Raw genomic sequence first — 17828 nt, 5'->3', positions numbered from 1 at the left:
TAGACGTTCTATATGAACTTTTAGTTTCTAATATTTGTAAAACTTTTTGTACAACCTGTGGGTTTTATCGTTACACAAAAAAAATAGGACCTAGCCAACGGGGCAGGTCCTTAATGTTTTATATTAAAAAGGGGGTCTTGTTTATTATATTACCCGATCAATGTTATGGGAACGTAACAGGAATATTTCATTTGTGTAACAAATTAATTTGTGTTCTATTTATTGACACCTTCAACTGTGACATATAACCACTTCCCATCGGTTGATGCAGTTTGAATCCACGGATTCGTCATTAATATATTGTTATAATATGTCTCCTCCAAGGTATCCGCATGAAATACAGTAATTGAAGCGTAGTTATTCTTAGGGGTTAAGCTAACATAATCATGTGTATTTGGAATCCACATTCCACCCCATAAATCAATCAACTTACCGTCAAGCATAATGGATTGTTTAGCGTTTGCTGAGCTATACAACCCGTAATTTAAGTAAATTTGATAGCGTCCATCATCTGAAGGTTGAAATGCAGCTTCTTCTGTTGGTAGTACCGGAGTATCCCATTCTGAGATTTGAGACAACTTCCAATTGAGCTTATATCGCATTTCTTCATGCTTGTTTGGATTCGGATTCAATAATGTGAAATACACATCTTTCCCATCATCAATAAACGAAATAGGAAATAGCATATCGGAAACCTGACTTTGGTAATTCCGCCCTCTTATTACTTGCTTTAGTAACATTTCTTTACGTGTCGAGACATCGATTAATCTCATGTCTAGCTTCGTATCCATTCCTTGTTCCTTGGGACCTGTTACAGCAATAATCGTTTTGCCGTCTTTGGAGAATGCCGCGCCATACACAAAGTCAGGTAATTTGAAGGCTATTGCAGTATCACTCATAGGAACTTGCACCGTAGGATCACTCGGAATCTCGTAGAAAAATCCACGTCGATCAGCAACGAACGAACCGCTCCCTCGATACTTGATGGCTAGCTGAGTTACAATAGGATAATCGATCCTCTTAGTCGTTGTCGTATCATAAACGCTAAAATATTCAATTGGTGTTCTGTCACAGTCACATATCGTTGAGTTTCGTGATAATAATAAATAACGTCCCTCATGATCTAATTGTGTAATCCCATACGGTTTATCTAAAGAAGTCAATTTCTGCATACTCGATTGATCCAAGGCGACCTTCCATAATTGGGATGGCTCTGTAATGATGCCAGTGAACTTATATAGATACCCTGAATTATTACTTTGCGCTAAGGCATCCGTTAGATCAATATCGTACCGATTCGTAATATGAGGAATTGTCTTGACTCGTGAAGCAAGTATTTTGACATGCAACTGTAAATCACTAGACCAATGCAGTAGTAACTCTGGATAGACTCTTTGATTATCTCCTGTTATCTTCTTTATGGATTTCTCTATCTTGGCTTGATCTACTTGTTCCTTGAAGAAGATGGTAAGTGTCTCATCCTGCTTAGGGACTAGCAAAGATAACCAACTTCTAATCATACGCGGATCAGAGTCAAGTTGTATAAGCGCCTTTTCACCTTCGGACCAAGTACCAGTGAACGGAATATCCTTGACTTCCGCTGCAAAAGCTTGTTTTTCCTGGGCTGATGCCTCAGGATATACAGAAGGTATAGGTAATGGATCAAGTTCCACTTGCTCAGGAGAGATCGTATTTGTAGGAATAGACGGTTCCGTTGGAACCATCGATAAAGGAGTGGGAACTGGTGTAGATGAGGGAGCCGATACTGGCGTATGCAAAGTAGGTGCTGGTGAACTAGATGACGGTGGAATACCATTCGTAGTTGATGCTTGGTTTGCATAATTCACTCCTAGCTTCCATGCAATCAGACCTACGAATAAAATAATTAACATAATAAGTCCCAAATAAATCGTTCGAATCTTCACCCATTACACCTCATTTCGGTATTTACATAAACCTCTTTCATTCAGATGTTTCGAAATGCATTTTTGTTGTCCTTATTAAACAATTATTTACAATAACAGAGATAAGTAGACTCTAGTTGAATTAGCATAAGAATGACTACATCAGCCAAATAATAATACAATCGTAGAGATATGTGGACTCTAGTTGAATTGACACAAGAATGACTACTTCACAATAAAAATACATTCGTGTTCTTGAGCGGGCTCTTTATCTATGCGATACTAAGAATATGTAATTTTACCCATCTAAAAGCCCATTAATTAGAATATACTAATTATTTATAATTAACAGAAGGAGAAGAATAATTATGTCTGCATTAATGATGAAAGCGATTACAATGCCTGCCTACGGTATACCGGAGTTATTTGAACAGACGGAGGTGGAACGCCCGCAAGTGTGTGCGGGCCATGTTTTGATTCGGGTTGTGGCTACGTCCATCAACCCGATTGATGTGCGGATACGCGCGGGGCTCATGCCGCAAGTTGCGCCTATGCTACCCGCGGTATTGCACGGTGATGTCGCAGGGATTGTGGAGGAGGTTGGCGAAGGTGTAACCTCCTTCTCACCCGGCGACGAAGTGTACGGCTGCGCGGGCGGGGTTGCTGGATTCGGCGGCGCTCTCGCCGAATATATGCTTGCAGATGCGCGCGTCATCGCGCATAAACCAGCCTCGCTGTCGATGACTGAGGCAGCTGCGCTGCCCATTGTAGCCATGACAGCATGGCTTGGCTTGTTCGATCGTGCCCGCATAGAGAGAGGCCAGCGCGTACTTGTACACGCTGGCGCTGGAGGCGTCGGGCACATCGCAGTCCAGCTCGCTGCATGGGCTGGCGCAGAGGTCTACGCCACTGCGTCAACGCCAGCGAAGCTGGACATCGCACGCGAGCTAGGCGCTCACGTCGCAATCCCCTACCGCGAGACCGCGGTAGCAGACTATGTCCGTGATTACACGGACGGACAGGGCTTTGACGTTGTCTTCGACACCGTCGGCAAACACAACCTTGACGCCTCCTTCGAGGCGTGCAAACCAGGCGGCTCCGTTGTCGCGATCGCCGCTAGATCAACACACGACCTGTCGCCAATGCATGCCAAAGGCCTGACGCTCCATGTCGTGTTCATGCTCCTGCCCCTTATCAACGGTAAGGGGCAAGAGCAGCTCGGACACATACTGTCGCAAGTGTCCGCTATAGCTGACGCGGGCAGGCTACGCCCGCTAATCCATCCGCAAAGCTTCGGCTTCACCGACGCTGCGGCTGCTCATGCTCTTCATGAATCAGGACTCGCAACAGGCAAGATTGTTCTAGTTAATAATCTATAGCGAATCAATCAATTTCATAATACCTTAAGCTGCTTCAATCAAGGCTATATATAGATCAAAACGGTTTAATTTGTCTATATATAGTTTCAATTTAATGGTTTCAATGAGTTATGAAATTGATTCAAAGCAAATAACAAATTCCACTTCATCCTGAAGGTGAAAGAAAGGAGTCTACGATGACCATTCGATTATCTGTTTGTATTGATGCTGTTTTTGCAGGACGCGATATTCGAGATAGCCTAGAGTCTATTGATCAGCTTGGAATCAGGAACTATGAATTTTGGAGCTGGTGGGATAAAGACATTGACTTCATTCAGGCGGAAAATCAGCGATTAAATTTATCCGTCACTGCCTTATGCACGAAATTTATCAGCTTAGTAGACTCATCTCAGAGACACGCTTATATCGAAGGCCTCAAAGAAACGATAGAAATCGCTAAGCGATTAAATTGTAGTACCATCATATCGCAGGTTGGGAATGAACAAGCTAGATTATCAAGAAGCGCACAGCATTACAATTTAATTGCTGGTCTCAAAGCTTGCGTCCCCATACTTGAAGAAGCTGGCGTTACATTAGTTATTGAGCCGCTAAATACACTTATAGATCATCCAGGCTATTTTTTATCAAGCTCGACTGAAGCATTTGATATTATTCATAAAGTTAAAAGTCCTCATGTCAAAGTCTTATTCGATATTTACCATCAGCAGATCACGGAAGGTAATCTGATCACACGAATTCAACAGAATATCGATCAGATTGGTCACTTCCATGCAGCAGGCAACCCAGGACGCAATGAGCTTAATCTTGGGGAAGTCAATTACCCAAACATTCTCCATATGATTGGATCAACAGACTTTAAAGGATTCATAGGACTTGAATACACGCCAATTGACGATCCTATTGTGGGTTTAAAGCGGCTGATACAAGATGAAACGATCTCCACGTCTCAATAACAGAAAAATAATTTTCACAAGAAATCTGAGGGCGGAATACGCCTCATAATGTAAAAAAAACGATCACATCAGCATCTAAGCTGTGGATCGTTTTTCATTATCCCTCTCCCTAAACACTCGTAGCTGTGGAATAATAATCCCCACGAAGATTAGGGCTACACCAAGCCATTGCATGATAGAAACTGATTCTTTAAGAACGAGTGCAGAAGATATGACCGCTACTGGTAATTCAGATGAGGAGAGGATTGTAGCAAGTCCTGAACCGATCTTAGGAGCACCGATCATTAAGCATGATCCTGAAATAACCGTACCGAACAAGGCAAGTAATAATCCATATTTCCATAATCCACCTAGTAGTGCACCGTCTACTAGAAATGTTGGAGGATAAATAACGAATACAAGCAACATCCCACCCATTGACATCATCATCGTTCGATTTAATGCAGGTACATTCGTCGCTACTTTACCTGATACGAAAATAAATAAAGCATAGGTCACCGCTGACAATAACCCAAGTCCAACTCCCCATAAGGTTAAATCATCAAATCCCCCATCGATAATATTAGCTGACAATAACGTTCCGATTAGAAGGACGATGATCGAAATTACTTTTCCTTTGCTTGGACGTTTGCGACTTGCAATTGCCTCAATAATGATACCCACCCAGGTAAACTGGAATAAGAGAACAATGGCAATGGAAGCAGGTACGGTTACCAGACTAGCACCATAGAAGATCCCCGTACCTGACATGGTCGTACCCACGAGCATCAATAATCCCGCCTGCTTCCAGCTTACCTTCTTACGTGAGAATAGGAGTACAACGATCATCTGTAGAATAAATCCAAAAAAGAATTGCGCACCAATTACTTCGTTCACTGAATATCCAGCTGCATAGGCGAACTTTACAATCGTGGATAAAATGCCGTAGAAGCACCCTCCCATAAATACGAGAAATGCATAAATCATGAATTGCCCTTCTTTCCTTTTCAAGCTTACACCGACTTTATAGTCGTCGAGTTTAACCATCAATAGTACATACCATTTGATCACTTATCATTCTATAAAAAATTAACCCTCATATCACATAAAAAACACTCCTGCAAACTATTTTGCAGAAGTGTTTATCATATCATATTAGATTTATACAGTGAACCACTTTTTGAACAAATGCTTCGTTGTTTCAGCATTCATCGCTGCGATGGAAGTCGTAAGTGGAATTCCCTTTGGACAGGAACGAACACAGTTCTGTGAGTTACCACAGCCCTCTATTCCTCCATCCTCCATGAGTGAATCTAAGCGTTCTGCTTTATTCATCTCACCGGTAGGATGAGAGTTGAATAAACGAACCTGAGAAATCGCTGCGGGTCCAATGAAGCTAGTCTTCTCACTGACGTTTGGACAAGCTTCCATACATACACCACAAGTCATACACTTCGCTAATTCATATGCCCATTGACGCTTGGATTCAGCCATACGCGGTCCAGGTCCGAGATCATAGGTTCCATCAATTGGAATCCACGCTTTAACTTTCTTCAATGCGTTGAACATCCGAGCACGGTCTACTATGAGGTCACGAACAACAGGGAATGTCTTCATTGGAGATACACGAATCGGTTGTTCTAGGTTATCAACAAGTGCAGAACAAGCTTGACGAGGCTTGCCGTTAATAACCATCGAGCAAGCACCACACACTTCTTCTAGACAATTGGATTCCCAATTGACTGGCTTTGTCTGTTGTCCATTTGTATTAATTGGATTACGTTGAATTTCCATAAAGGCCGAGATCACATTCATATTCGGACGATAAGGAACTTCAAACTCTTCTGTATAAGACTTGCTATCAGGACCATCTTGACGCGTTACAATAAACTTCACAGTGCGAGCTGCTTCTGCCATGATTATTACGCTCCCTTCTTCTTATCAGTTGTGTAATCGCGTTTACGTGGTTCAATAAGCGATACATCAACATCTTCATAAGAGATTGCAGGACCTTCTGGCGTCCAAGTTGCTTTCGTTGTTTTCATGAAGTTCTCATCATCACGCTCTGGGAAATCTGGCTTGAAGTGAGCACCACGGCTTTCATTCCGAAGAAGAGCACCCGCTGTCATTACTTCTGCAAGCTCTAACATATTCCATAGCTGACGAGTAAATGCAGCACCTTGGTTATTCCATGACGAAGTATCATTCACATTAATGCGCGTATATCTTTGTTTAAGTTCTTTAATTTTAGCTACTGTTTCTTCAAGCTTCTTGTTATAACGAACAACAGTCATGTTCTGCGTCATCATTTCGCCAAGCTCTTTATGAATCACATAAGCGTTCTCGTTACCATCCATGCGAAGTACACTGTCGTATTTGTTCTGATGCTTCATACGCTCACGCTCGAAGACAGCAGACGAAATTTCATCAACATGCTTATCCAGACCCTTGATGTACTCAATTGCCTTAGGACCAGCAACCATACCACCGTAAATCGCCGAAACAAGTGAGTTAGCACCAAGACGGTTCGCGCCGTGATATTGGTATTCACATTCGCCAGCTGCAAACAAGCCAGGAATGTTCGTCATTTGATTGTAATCTACCCACATTCCGCCCATGGAATAGTGAACAGCAGGGAAAATTTTCATTGGAATCTTACGTGGATCATCACCCATGAATTTCTCATAGATTTCGATAATACCACCAAGCTTCACATCAAGCTCCTTCGGATCCTTGTGTGATAAATCAAGGTATACCATGTTCTCGCCATTGATACCTAACTTCATATCAAAACATACGGAGAAAATTTCACGACTCGCAATATCACGAGGAACAAGATTTCCGTAAGCAGGATATTTCTCTTCTAAGAAGTACCAAGGCTTACCATCTTTATAGGTCCAGATACGTCCACCCTCACCACGAGCGGATTCAGACATTAAGCGAAGCTTGTCATCCCCAGGAATAGCAGTTGGGTGAATTTGAATAAACTCGCCATTCGCATATTGAACACCTTGTTGATACACAGCAGACGCTGCTGTACCTGTGTTAATAACGGAATTCGTTGTTTTACCAAAGATAATACCAGGACCGCCAGAAGCTAGAATAACGGCATCTGCAGGGAAAGTAACGACTTCCATCGAACGTAAGTCTTGGGCAACAATGCCTCGGCATATACCTTCATCATCAATAACACCACCAAGGAACTCCCAATGCTCATGCTTAGTTACAAGTCCTTCAGTCTCAAAACGACGTACCTGCTCATCTAGTGCATACAGTAGCTGTTGCCCTGTAGTTGCACCAGCAAAAGCTGTACGATGATATTTAGTACCGCCGAAACGACGAAAATCTAGTAATCCTTCAGGTGTACGATTGAACATAACACCCATTCGGTCCATTAAGTGAATAATACCAGGAGCAGCATCACACATCGCTTTAACTGGAGGTTGATTGGCAAGGAAATCGCCGCCGTATACGGTATCATCAAAATGCTCCCATGTTGAGTCGCCTTCACCTTTGGTATTAACTGCTCCATTAATACCACCTTGAGCACACACAGAGTGGGAACGTTTAACGGGAACTAAGGAAAAGAGTTGTACATGTACACCTGCTTCTGCTGCTTTAATCGTCGCCATAAGTCCTGCAAGGCCGCCGCCCACGATAATTACTTTTGAAGTTGCCACTGTCGTTCACCTACTACCCTTAAATTTTTGTATAAATAAGTCTGATAAATATGAATTATAAATCATAAAAATGTAATCTTCTTCTCATAGGACATTTCTATTAATCTACTTGGCTCCTACAGGTAACTGTTCAAATTCTGCACCTGTAAAGCTTACAATTGATAGGATAAACATTGCCGACATAACTACGAATACTAACATACAAATAATAGTTGATACTTTCTGAGCACGAGGACCGATCGTAATTCCCCATGAAACCAAGAAGCCCCAAATACCATTACTGAAGTGAAACGATACTGCTACAACCGCAATAACATAGATAGTAAGATACACAGGATTCGATAGAATCTCATTCATCGTTACACCAAGTCCGCCATGATCTACATTACCAATTGCAACTTGAACCCGGGTCTCAAATACATGCCATACCACGAATAGGAATGTAATAACGCCCGTGATACGCTGCCATAAAAACATTTGATTACGGAAATAACCATAACTCGTTACATTATTACGTGCTGTATAAGCAACGTATAAACCATACACCGCATGATATGTAAGCGGTAGCCAGATGACAAATAGTTCCAAAAAGAATATAAGCGGGAGACTATTGATCCAAAGGACTTTTTCAACGAATGCTCCATGACCTTTAGTGGACGCATAGTTCGAAATCAGATGCATAATCAAGAACATACCAACGGGAACGATCCCCAGCAAAGAATGAATTTTGCGAAATAAATAAGAATTTTTGCCCATAAAAGCTTCTGACCTCCTTATAAATATCTATTAAATCTGAATTTTTCGTGACGTATACATACTACAGCTTAATCGCTTATAATGGAAGTGCAGTTTTATTATAATTATTTATAACTTTTTTGCATAAGTAGTAAAGGAGACGGTCACATTTGGATCATTGGTTCGCATTCACTAAAATTGTTGAACTTTCATCATTAAATAAAGCCTCTCGCGTACTGAACATTTCGCAACCTGCTCTATCCAGACAAATCATGAAACTAGAAGAAGAACTGGACGTTAAGCTATTTTCGCGCAAAGGAAAAAGGCTCGAGCTTACCCGAGCAGGTGAAATCTGTTACGAACATGCTGTAGAGATAAACGCAAAGCAAGATACATTAATGCGAAATTTGAAACAATTCAAGAAAGTAGACAAGCACACTTCCTTCACAATTGGCGCGTCACTTACGACCCTTCAGGCGACTTTACCAGATTTATTGTCCGCTTATTTGAATGAATTTCCATTGGTAGATGTGAAAGCATCGACAGGCAAGACGCACGAAATCGTATCGATGGTCAAAGAAAAGAAAGTCGACATTGGACTCGTTGCATCTTCTATTGAAGTAAATGGACTCATTTGCGAACCGTTATTCGAAGACCATCTCTGCTTAATCTTACCGGCCATGCATCCCTATATAAATAAATCTGCACATACAGTTGATGATCTTCAAGGGTTACCTTTGATTTTGTTCTCTCGGGGTACTTGGTATCGGGTGCTAACGGATGAATGGTTTCAGCAATACGGAATTCAGCCTAATATCAAAATGGAGATTGACTCATTCGAGGCTATTATCCGTCTAGTCTCTTCCTGCAAAACGGCAACTCTACTTCCGCTGTCCTATGTCCGCGCACATCTGGAGGAGAATAATGGTCTCATTATTTGCCACGTTCCTGAGCTCGAAGCTACTACAAGAACAACCTCACTAATCTTCTCGCGTGAAGCGCAAGAGAATGAGGCTGTAAACTCGTTTATTCAAACAGCGAGAGCTTATTTTGCAACACGTACATAAGAAGAAACACTTTCACCCTCAAGCTCCACATTAAAGTGGAGTCTTTCTAAGGGCGATCAATGTCATTTTCAAATTTCTCCATACCTTCATTCTTCCCTATTACGACCATCAGATCGCCTTCCTCAAGGATATCCTCGGCAGCTGGTGCCACTATGACCCCACCTTTTTTATTAATCGCTACAATGGAGCATCCATATTTAGAACGTGGGTTCAGAACATGTAGGGAATGTCCATTTAGCTTTTTGGGAACGGCTAATTCCGCAATCGTATAATCGTCTGACAACTCGATATAATCTAGTAAGCTTGGAGAAACAAGCTGATGCGCAACACGAATGCCCATATCTCGCTCAGGATAGATTACACGATCGACTCCAATTTTCTCTAATACTTTACCGTGCAGCTCTGTCAACGCTTTCGCAACTACTTTGGTTACTCCGGAATCCTTAAGTACGATTGTCGTAAGTATACTTGCTTGGATATCATTGCCGATCGCTACAACCACACAGTCAAAATTACGGATTCCAAGTGATCGAAGAACCTCTTCATCCGTGCAATCTGCAACAACAGTATGAGTTAGTACATTGCTCATCTCGTTAACTCTCTCTTCATTAACATCGATACCAAGCACTTCGTATCCGAGCTTAATAAGTTCGCGAGACAATGATGAACCAAAGCGCCCTAAGCCAATTACGGCATATTGTTTATCAACCATTTGTTTTCTCTTCAATCCTTTCATAATACATACCAAATTATTAAGTTCCAAATTATAATGTTAACCAATCGTTATTTTACCTTCTTAACCTATTGTAACTTTACCCTCAGGATATCGAAATAGTTCTCTTTCAGTTTTAGGCCCGACTGCAATAGCAAGTGTAAGTGGCCCTAGTCGACCGACAAACATGGTAAGTAAAATCAATATTTTCCCAATAAGAGTTAAATCAGGTGTCAGTCCCATTGTTAGTCCAACAGTTCCAAATGCTGAAGTAACTTCAAACAAAATTTCTAGAAATGCGCTATCTTCCGTCGCAGAGAGTGCCATTGATACGAAGACAACAAGACCGAGTGCGAATATAGTTAAGGTAATAGATTTCAGAATGCGATCCTTAGCTAGACGATAACGAAAGAGGACAATATCTTCTTTACCGCGGATCATAGAAATGACAGCACCCACCATCACGGTGAAAGTTGTTGTCTTAATCCCTCCACCAGTAGAACCCGGAGATGCACCAATGAACATCAGAATAATGATAAAGAATTGTGTTGCTTGTCTTAACGCACCAATATCAACCGTGTTAGCTCCCGCCGTTCGAGGAGTTACCGATTGAAAGAATGAAGCTAATATTTTACCGCCTGTATCAAGCGATCCAAACGTCTTCGTATTCGAGTATTCGAATATAAAAATAACAATTGCACCAAATGCGATTAAGAATCCAGTGGTTGTTAAAACAACCTTAGTATGTAGGGAGAACTTCCGGAATGATCGATTCTCAACTACGTCAGCCATAACAATAAAACCAATACCACCTAGTATAATCAGACTCATAGCCACTACGTTAACAACGAAATCATTCGAGTACTTCGTTAATGAGGAGAACTGTCCCGAGACTCCTCCAAATAAATCGAACCCCGCATTATTGAACATTGAAATCGCATGAAAAATGCCATAGTAAATTCCTTTGGCTATTCCTAAATCGAATGACCAACGAATCGAAAAGATAACGGCTGCTACCCCTTCTATCATAAGCGAGTATATCAATAGCTTGCGAAACAATCGCACGATGCCTTCCATAGAACCTGCATTGACTGCTTCTTTAAGCAGCAATCGTTCTCGAAGCGAGATTTTCTTGCGTAGCATGAGTGCATACATCGTTGCAAAGCTCATAAAACCTAATCCGCCAATTTGAATAAGACAGATAATGACGACTTGCCCAAACATCGTGAACGAGGTTCCTGTATCTACCACTACTAACCCTGTCACACAGGTTGCTGAGGTAGCCGTAAACAACGCATCGATAAAACTTAATGATTGACCATTTGCTGATGCAATCGGTAGTGCTAGTAAACACGCCCCAATTAGAATAATTAAAGCAAAACCAATAACTAAAATTTGAGACGGTGATAATCTACGAATCTTGCGCTTAACTTTCATATATCCCCCTACAATAAGAAGTGAAACTAATAAACTCTTACCCAAAAACAAAAAAAAGACACCTGAAACTAGTGTCAACGTATAGTTAACTGACACATAGCCTACGAGGTTAGCTGACGGATTCGGACGGCAGTTACGCCCTAATTGATAGACTGATCACCTTTATGGATCAATCTAACAAAATTCACCCCTAATATTGGTTCCCCCGTTTTCTCTTCTAGAAATTCGGCTTTTTATTCAATTGATTTGAATTATATCGCTTGGTTCATAGGTTTACAATAGCTTGATTCACTGAAATCAGGCGATATGAACAGATTCAACTTGTTTTATAGAGTAAAGTAAAGCTATATCCTTGTATATCTCATTATATTTGCTATTTGCTTGCGTTATCTAATCTGTCTGAAAGCTTTATTGAATTTATTGTTCCGTATTTTCCTTAGGTTCATTCAATGCATCCAGAATTTGTTTAGCTAGCTTATCTCCAATCCCAATTTCATGAAAATCATCTACACTTGCTTCTTTCATTTTTTTGACTGAACCAAAATGCAAGAGCAGCTTCTTACGACGTTTCTCTCCGATCCCTGGAATCGCATCAAGCTGAGAGGATACCATTGATTTCGATCGTGTTTGTCTATGAAATGTAATTGCAAAGCGATGGACTTCATCCTGAATTCGCTGTAAGAGATAGAATTCTTGGGAATCTCTAGGTAGCTGAACTACTTTTACAGGATCTCCAATTAACAGCTGGGAGGTCTTATGCTTCTCATCCTTCTTAAGTCCGCATACAGGAATGTATAGGCCTAACTCATTCTCAAGTATATCTAGCGCAGCTGACATTTGACCCTTACCACCGTCAACAATAATTAAATCGGGCAGCGTCAAATTCTCTTTAAGCGCACGTTCATATCTGCGTCTAATAACCTCGCGCATGGATTCATAGTCATCTGGTCCCTGCACTGTGCGAATTTTATATTTGCGATATTGTTTACGGTCTGGCTTCCCGTCGGTGAATACAACCATTGCAGATACTGCATCTGTTCCTTGAATATTGGAGTTATCAAAGGCTTCAATTCTTCCGACATGGTTAATTCCTAACCAGCTTCCAAGTCCTGATGTTGCTCCCAATGTACGCTGCTCATCTCGCTCCAATAATCGGAACTTATCCTGAAGTGCGACTTCAGCATTGCTGGTTGCCATATCAACCATTTGCTTTTTTAGACCCCGCCTCGGGAAGAGTACCTTCACCTTCAGCCAGCTTTCAAGCGAATTCTTGATATCATTCGCATCGGAGGCTGCTGCAACATCATCATTAACAATAGTATTTTCATCAGCATTATTAACATCAGCATCATCAGCGACATCATCATTAACAGCATCATTAACAACAACATTAACACCATTATTAATCTCATTAGCATCAATTACTGTTTCAGGCTCATCCACATTCTTCGATGGAGGCATCGGCAAGAAAATTTCCTTTGGTAAAGCGGGATTCTCACTATAAACCTGCGTCACATACGTAATGAAATCATCGTACTCTTCACCGTAGAATGGGAATAGTGATACATGACGTTCAATCATTTTCCCTTGACGCATGTACTGAATTTGCACACTCATCCAGCCCTTGTCTACGCTATATCCGAAGACATCCCGATCAAGGGTGTCGTTAATCGTAATCTTCTGCTTCTCCATCACAGCATCAATATACTGGATTAAATCACGCAGTTCTTTAGCCCGTTCGAATTCAAGATCTTCCGAAGCTTTGAGCATTTTCTCCGTCAGATCTGCCTTAACAGCATCATGTCCGCCATTCAAAAAGCGGACAATCTCATTCACCAGCGCATCATTCTGCGCTGCTGTCACGTCAAACGCGCACGGCGCAAGACACTGTCCAAGGTGATAATATAAACACACCTTGTCTGGCAGTTTCCGGCATTTGCGCAGCGGATAGAGCTTATCCAGCAGTCGCTTCGTCTGCTGGGCAGCAAACGCATTCGGATAAGGGCCAAAGTATTTGCCCTTATCCTTCACAACACGCCGCGTTACTTCCAGACGCGGGTGCGGTTCATTCGTTACCTTGATATAAGGGAACGTCTTATCGTCCTTAAGCAGCACGTTGTAACGTGGCAAGTGCTGCTTGATCAAGTTGCACTCTAGAATGAGTGCCTCCATGTTAGAGGATGTTACGATATATTCAAAATCACGAATATCAAGAACTAGACGCTGTGTTTTGGCATCATGTGATCCTGTAAAATAAGAACGCACACGATTTTTCAATACCTTTGCTTTACCTACATATATGATGGTTCCTTCACTATTTTTCATTAAGTAACAGCCGGGTTGATCAGGAAGAAGCGACAGTTTATGCCGAATTAGTTCTTTATACTGTTCATCTTCTGGTGCTGTTTTCGTACCTGTCATAATACATAATCACACTCCTTCACCCTAGCATAGCAGAAAATTTGAATTTTTACAGGACCTCTTTAGATACCAAGAATAACCTTATAATCTCAACCAATCTTATACACAAAAAAAGCCCTTTCTTCGGTATTCCCGAAAAAGAGCTTAAAATCCATTATGATTTTAATTATTGATGACGTGCAAGAAGGTTTTTGAGTGCATCTTTGGATTGAACTCCAACTACTTTATCTACAGGTTGGCCGTCTTTGAACACGATTAGAGTAGGAATACTCATAACGCCAAAACGAGCTGCTGATTCTGGATTATCATCAACGTTAACCTTTGCAATCGTTGAAGTAACTTCTGTTGCTAATTCTTCTAATACAGGAGCAATCATTTTACAAGGACCGCACCATGGAGCCCAGAAGTCTACAAGTACAGTGCCACCGCTTTCTACATCTGCCTTGAATGATTGATCGTTCACATTTACTATCGCCATATTATAACCCTCCTAAGACTTTTACGAAGTAAGTTTACTTCATTAGCATTTGCTTTAAAGTCATCATTAATAATAACTAAAGTATACCACAACCGATTCTATTTTCAAACCAAGGTCAGCTGTGATGTAAATCATTGATGTTCTTATAATTGTCACTTCTATTCCTTTACAATAAACCATTAGTTTAAGTATACTGATTATAATGATAAGTTCGCCTGGAGGTATAACGATGAGTAAATACAATCATCCTGAACAACATATCAATGAGGAACCACGCAATGACTTTATTGATTTGATGGTAGGTTTCGGTGGATTTTTTGGAGTTTTAACGGTTGTATTTGTTGTAGCTGTAGTTATTAAGTTACTTATTGGCTAATAGCCTGCAACCGCAATAAATTCTTGAACACAAACAAAGACCATGTTTAGCGAATCACGAGTCCTTCTCGTTCGCGAACATGGTCTTTGTTTATTCTAACTCTTTATCCCCGCTTATTAGTACCTTCAACCTCGACAGTGTCTACAAATGACCGAATCCGCTCCATGATGCGCTGCCCTTTTTCTATCTCTCCGCCATCCTTCGATGTAAATGAAAAATGCGTCTCTAAACTTTGTAAGTTAAAATTAGATGTATAGAAAGTTGGCTTGCGGTTCATCCGATAGTTAAGAATCGCACCAAGAACATGATCTCTTAACCATGGATTCAAATTCTCGGCCCCAATATCATCAAATACTAAAAGATCCGTTTCCTTGAGCGCCTCAATTGTTTCTCTGAGCTTCTGATTATCACCAAACATCCCTTTAAGATCCTCAGCAAACTCTGGCATATAAACAATTGCACTGGTATACCCTTCTTGAGCAAGCTTGTAAAGCATGTAACACATCAGGAATGTTTTGCCTGTTCCAAATGGTCCCCACAAGTATAAGCCTTTTGTCTGCAAACCTAAATTTGTTGTTGTTTTGATGTATTGATTCATTTGATGCACAGCATCAATACGGTCCAAATCTTTTTCGAGTATATCTTCAAATGAAAAGCCATCATAAAATGCTTTATCATCAATATGGTAAGTGCGAATTTTGGCTCGTATAGCCTGATTGGCTTCTTCCGCGATTTGCTTCTTGCATGCTGCCTTCGTCTCGTGAATATAGGAACGATCCATTGTTTCGACATTAAGCACGGTGTAATGCCCCTTGAGATCGTTTGGACAAAGGTTTAGACCAGGACAGTTCGAGCAAATTCGATATTCCTTCACGTATTGATAGAGGCGATTCATGTTAAGTTTCAATGTCAGATCATCTAATTCTGGATACTTCTGCCTAAACTTAAGGATTAAGGGATCCTGCATGAGTTCCTTAACACGTTCTTCACTTTGCTGTATTGACTTAGATTCAGCCGCAAACTTCTTCAGCACTCCCGATAATGACTCCACCTATCATCACCTCCTAAATATAAGAATGAACTATAGACTATTTGAACCTCTTATTTGAACTTCTTATCTAATTCACGTGCAAGTTTACGCATTTCCTCTAGCTTCGCCTCCGAAGGCTTAGCCTTGTTCCCTGCACTTTGCTGAGCAATAGGAATATGGGGCTTCTGCTGCATCCTAGTTGAACCACCAGCTCTAGTATTACCTCCAGACCGTGAACGGCCTGTCGTTCCAGCGGCAGCCCTTGCTGATGCCTCACGTGCACTCGCAGTTGCTAGCTGTCGAGATTTAATTCTTTTCCGAACATATTCAACAGCCGATTCAAATGTATCCGCCTGCTGCTTACCAATCATATCGGTCGCAATATTCTTAATCGGGAATCTTTCCCATAGTCGTTCCTCGATACTAATAAAATGCATAAGTACATTAATCACTTCATCAGGTAATTTATATAAGGAGTTTAACTCAAGAAATGCTTCACGTACATCTGGCGTTATTCCTGTAGGGAAATGCATCTCGAGTACCTTCGTATAAGGTAAGTTACGCATAAGCAAATTATACTGATGAACATCATTAAACTGACTTTGCAATAAGGCAGGGATTTCTAATAAGTATTGCTCATCTACTTGCTTCGTTATTAAAGGTAACTGATCTGTGTTTAATGGGTCTTGTCCCATTATTTCATCCTTACGTCCTGATATTATAGCTCTCCGATCACTTCTTTTCTCACGCTGTAAGTAAATGAGCTTTGCTTCCTCTTCAAGTCGCTGCTTATGTAAGCAGCCTTCTTGATCAAATAGATTGGATGTGTCAAGAATCCATCTTAAATCGGTAAGATCCAGATCATATTTAGCAGCTATAAAATTAAGTAAATATAATTGTTCTGGCTTCTGACTCAAGCTCTCCACATATTTACGATTTTCTGAGAAGTGTGGAATACCTACTAGAATTTGATCAAGTGTATACTTGGACGTATCCTCTGAATGCGTATCTCGTATATTCGTTGCAGTGGCTGTTGCCGCCTCCTGCATCATCCGTTCCATTTGTGTATCTACTGTATACGGGCTAATACGGAATAAATCAAAGAACGCTGAAGTAATGTCTTCCGATTCAGAATCAAGATGCCATTTGGGCTCCGCCGCCCATACCTCTTCTCGAATTTTAGCTAGTAAATGCTTACCAACTCGATCATGCAGCAACCAGATCAAATGATCTGTTTGGAAAAATTCGTTCGGTGATAATGGCATGTGCAATATATATTCATACATATAATCCTCTTCAAAAGGATCTTGTCTTCGTAATGTTTGTAGTAAACCAACCGCTTCGAGCTTAGATGCTAATTCTAATAGATTCGCTCTGCCGCGATCACCCTGCTCTAAATCAAGGCTAAGAAATAGCCGCTGTTGTTGCTCTATCGAGGAGTACCCCGCTTTATCAGGGGGTAACATGCTGTACAACGTCAAATAGAAGGAAACAGCTAGACCACCAAGCATTGGCTGGTAAACACTGGTCAGCATCTTCTGCTGAAGCGGACTGATCGCAAAGTCTCTAAACACACAGAAATGATGTTTTTCAGTAAATAGCAACATGTTTGAGATTTTCATAGTTCAGCCACTTTCCTTTCTCTTGTATAAAACCTAGACTATCATCTTACCATAA

Annotated in this window: 15 protein-coding genes and 1 riboswitch; of the genes, 4 read left to right on the top strand and 11 right to left on the bottom strand. The window is 41.1% G+C overall.

What is annotated here, in order from left to right; translation table 11 throughout:
• Positions 1-215: 215 nt before the first annotated feature.
• Positions 216-1925, bottom strand: coding sequence for a hypothetical protein (locus tag AC1DOK_RS16510; protein WP_477555397.1), 1710 nt, complete (start codon positions 1923-1925; stop codon positions 216-218).
• Positions 1926-2287: 362 nt separating this feature from the next.
• Here AC1DOK_RS16510 and AC1DOK_RS16505 point away from each other — a divergent pair, with 362 nt between their 5' ends.
• Positions 2288-3283 carry a zinc-dependent alcohol dehydrogenase family protein gene (locus AC1DOK_RS16505; protein WP_477555450.1) on the top strand — a complete coding sequence of 332 codons (996 nt, stop codon included), beginning with the start codon at positions 2288-2290 and terminating at the stop codon, positions 3281-3283.
• Positions 3284-3459: 176 nt separating this feature from the next.
• A complete protein-coding gene (locus tag AC1DOK_RS16500) occupies positions 3460-4236 on the top strand; it encodes a TIM barrel protein (RefSeq protein ID WP_477555396.1) in 777 nt (258 codons plus the stop codon).
• A gap of 75 nt (positions 4237-4311) precedes the next feature.
• Here the strand turns inward: AC1DOK_RS16500 and AC1DOK_RS16495 are convergent, their stop codons facing one another.
• The 4 genes from AC1DOK_RS16495 to AC1DOK_RS16480 all read right to left on the bottom strand — a co-directional run bounded on the left by AC1DOK_RS16495 (position 4312) and on the right by AC1DOK_RS16480 (position 8651).
• Entirely contained in the window at positions 4312-5202 is an 891-nt protein-coding gene (locus tag AC1DOK_RS16495; RefSeq protein ID WP_477555449.1) for an EamA family transporter, read from the bottom strand.
• A 174-nt stretch (positions 5203-5376) separates the two neighbouring features.
• Positions 5377-6132, bottom strand: coding sequence for a succinate dehydrogenase iron-sulfur subunit (gene sdhB, locus AC1DOK_RS16490; protein WP_477555395.1), 756 nt, complete (start codon positions 6130-6132; stop codon positions 5377-5379).
• Between the two features lie 5 nt (positions 6133-6137).
• Positions 6138-7895, bottom strand: a complete 1758-nt coding sequence (gene sdhA, locus AC1DOK_RS16485; protein ID WP_477555394.1) for a succinate dehydrogenase flavoprotein subunit — start codon at positions 7893-7895, stop codon at positions 6138-6140.
• A 105-nt stretch (positions 7896-8000) separates the two neighbouring features.
• Complete coding sequence (locus tag AC1DOK_RS16480; protein WP_477555393.1) at positions 8001-8651, bottom strand: succinate dehydrogenase cytochrome b558 subunit; 651 nt, start codon at positions 8649-8651, stop codon at positions 8001-8003.
• 149 nt (positions 8652-8800) lie between these two features.
• On the opposite strand from AC1DOK_RS16480, the gene AC1DOK_RS16475 reads away from it, so the two are divergent.
• On the top strand, positions 8801-9697 hold the full coding sequence (locus tag AC1DOK_RS16475; protein ID WP_477555392.1) for a LysR family transcriptional regulator: 897 nt from the start codon (positions 8801-8803) through the stop codon (positions 9695-9697).
• Between the two features lie 46 nt (positions 9698-9743).
• Here AC1DOK_RS16475 and AC1DOK_RS16470 read toward each other — a convergent pair whose 3' ends face one another.
• From AC1DOK_RS16470 to trxA, 4 genes are all read right to left on the bottom strand, one after another.
• Positions 9744-10409, bottom strand: a complete 666-nt coding sequence (locus AC1DOK_RS16470; protein WP_477555391.1) for a potassium channel family protein — start codon at positions 10407-10409, stop codon at positions 9744-9746.
• A gap of 84 nt (positions 10410-10493) precedes the next feature.
• Positions 10494-11846, bottom strand: a complete 1353-nt coding sequence (locus AC1DOK_RS16465) for a TrkH family potassium uptake protein (protein ID WP_477555390.1) — start codon at positions 11844-11846, stop codon at positions 10494-10496.
• An 84-nt stretch (positions 11847-11930) separates the two neighbouring features.
• Positions 11931-12087, bottom strand: a riboswitch (cyclic di-AMP (ydaO/yuaA leader).
• Positions 12088-12263: 176 nt separating this feature from the next.
• On the bottom strand, positions 12264-14267 hold the full coding sequence (gene uvrC, locus AC1DOK_RS16460; protein WP_477555389.1) for an excinuclease ABC subunit UvrC: 2004 nt from the start codon (positions 14265-14267) through the stop codon (positions 12264-12266).
• 166 nt (positions 14268-14433) lie between these two features.
• Positions 14434-14745, bottom strand: coding sequence for a thioredoxin (gene trxA / locus AC1DOK_RS16455; protein ID WP_477555388.1), 312 nt, complete (start codon positions 14743-14745; stop codon positions 14434-14436).
• 229 nt (positions 14746-14974) lie between these two features.
• On the opposite strand from trxA, the gene AC1DOK_RS16450 reads away from it, so the two are divergent.
• Positions 14975-15121 (top strand): YqzM family protein, encoded by a 147-nt coding sequence (locus AC1DOK_RS16450; RefSeq protein WP_477555387.1) that lies wholly within the window; start codon positions 14975-14977, stop codon positions 15119-15121.
• Positions 15122-15224: 103 nt separating this feature from the next.
• Here the strand turns inward: AC1DOK_RS16450 and dnaI are convergent, their stop codons facing one another.
• Positions 15225-16172, bottom strand: coding sequence for a primosomal protein DnaI (gene dnaI / locus AC1DOK_RS16445; protein WP_477555386.1), 948 nt, complete (start codon positions 16170-16172; stop codon positions 15225-15227).
• A 50-nt stretch (positions 16173-16222) separates the two neighbouring features.
• Positions 16223-17773, bottom strand: a complete 1551-nt coding sequence (locus tag AC1DOK_RS16440) for a replication initiation and membrane attachment family protein (RefSeq protein ID WP_477555385.1) — start codon at positions 17771-17773, stop codon at positions 16223-16225.
• Positions 17774-17828 lie beyond the last annotated feature (55 nt).

It is taken from the genome of Paenibacillus sp. P5_B5 (assembly GCF_056400365.1).
Note: the sequence above shows the minus strand (reverse complement) of the source record. Positions and strands in the feature narration are given on the sequence as shown.

Excerpts from the sequence above, each read along its gene's own strand:
- uvrC (WP_477555389.1), bottom strand. The coding sequence starts at position 14,267 with ATGACAGGTACGAAAACAGCACCAGAAGATGAACAGTATAAAGAACTA.
- AC1DOK_RS16500 (WP_477555396.1), top strand. The coding sequence starts at position 3,460 with ATGACCATTCGATTATCTGTTTGTATTGATGCTGTTTTTGCAGGACGC.
- AC1DOK_RS16495 (WP_477555449.1), bottom strand. The coding sequence starts at position 5,202 with ATGATTTATGCATTTCTCGTATTTATGGGAGGGTGCTTCTACGGCATT.
- AC1DOK_RS16440 (WP_477555385.1), bottom strand. The coding sequence starts at position 17,773 with ATGAAAATCTCAAACATGTTGCTATTTACTGAAAAACATCATTTCTGT.
- AC1DOK_RS16470 (WP_477555391.1), bottom strand. The coding sequence starts at position 10,409 with ATGGTTGATAAACAATATGCCGTAATTGGCTTAGGGCGCTTTGGTTCA.
- AC1DOK_RS16465 (WP_477555390.1), bottom strand. The coding sequence starts at position 11,846 with ATGAAAGTTAAGCGCAAGATTCGTAGATTATCACCGTCTCAAATTTTA.
- AC1DOK_RS16480 (WP_477555393.1), bottom strand. The coding sequence starts at position 8,651 with ATGGGCAAAAATTCTTATTTATTTCGCAAAATTCATTCTTTGCTGGGG.
- AC1DOK_RS16450 (WP_477555387.1), top strand. The coding sequence starts at position 14,975 with ATGAGTAAATACAATCATCCTGAACAACATATCAATGAGGAACCACGC.
- AC1DOK_RS16505 (WP_477555450.1), top strand. The coding sequence starts at position 2,288 with ATGAAAGCGATTACAATGCCTGCCTACGGTATACCGGAGTTATTTGAA.
- sdhB (WP_477555395.1), bottom strand. The coding sequence starts at position 6,132 with ATGGCAGAAGCAGCTCGCACTGTGAAGTTTATTGTAACGCGTCAAGAT.
- trxA (WP_477555388.1), bottom strand. The coding sequence starts at position 14,745 with ATGGCGATAGTAAATGTGAACGATCAATCATTCAAGGCAGATGTAGAA.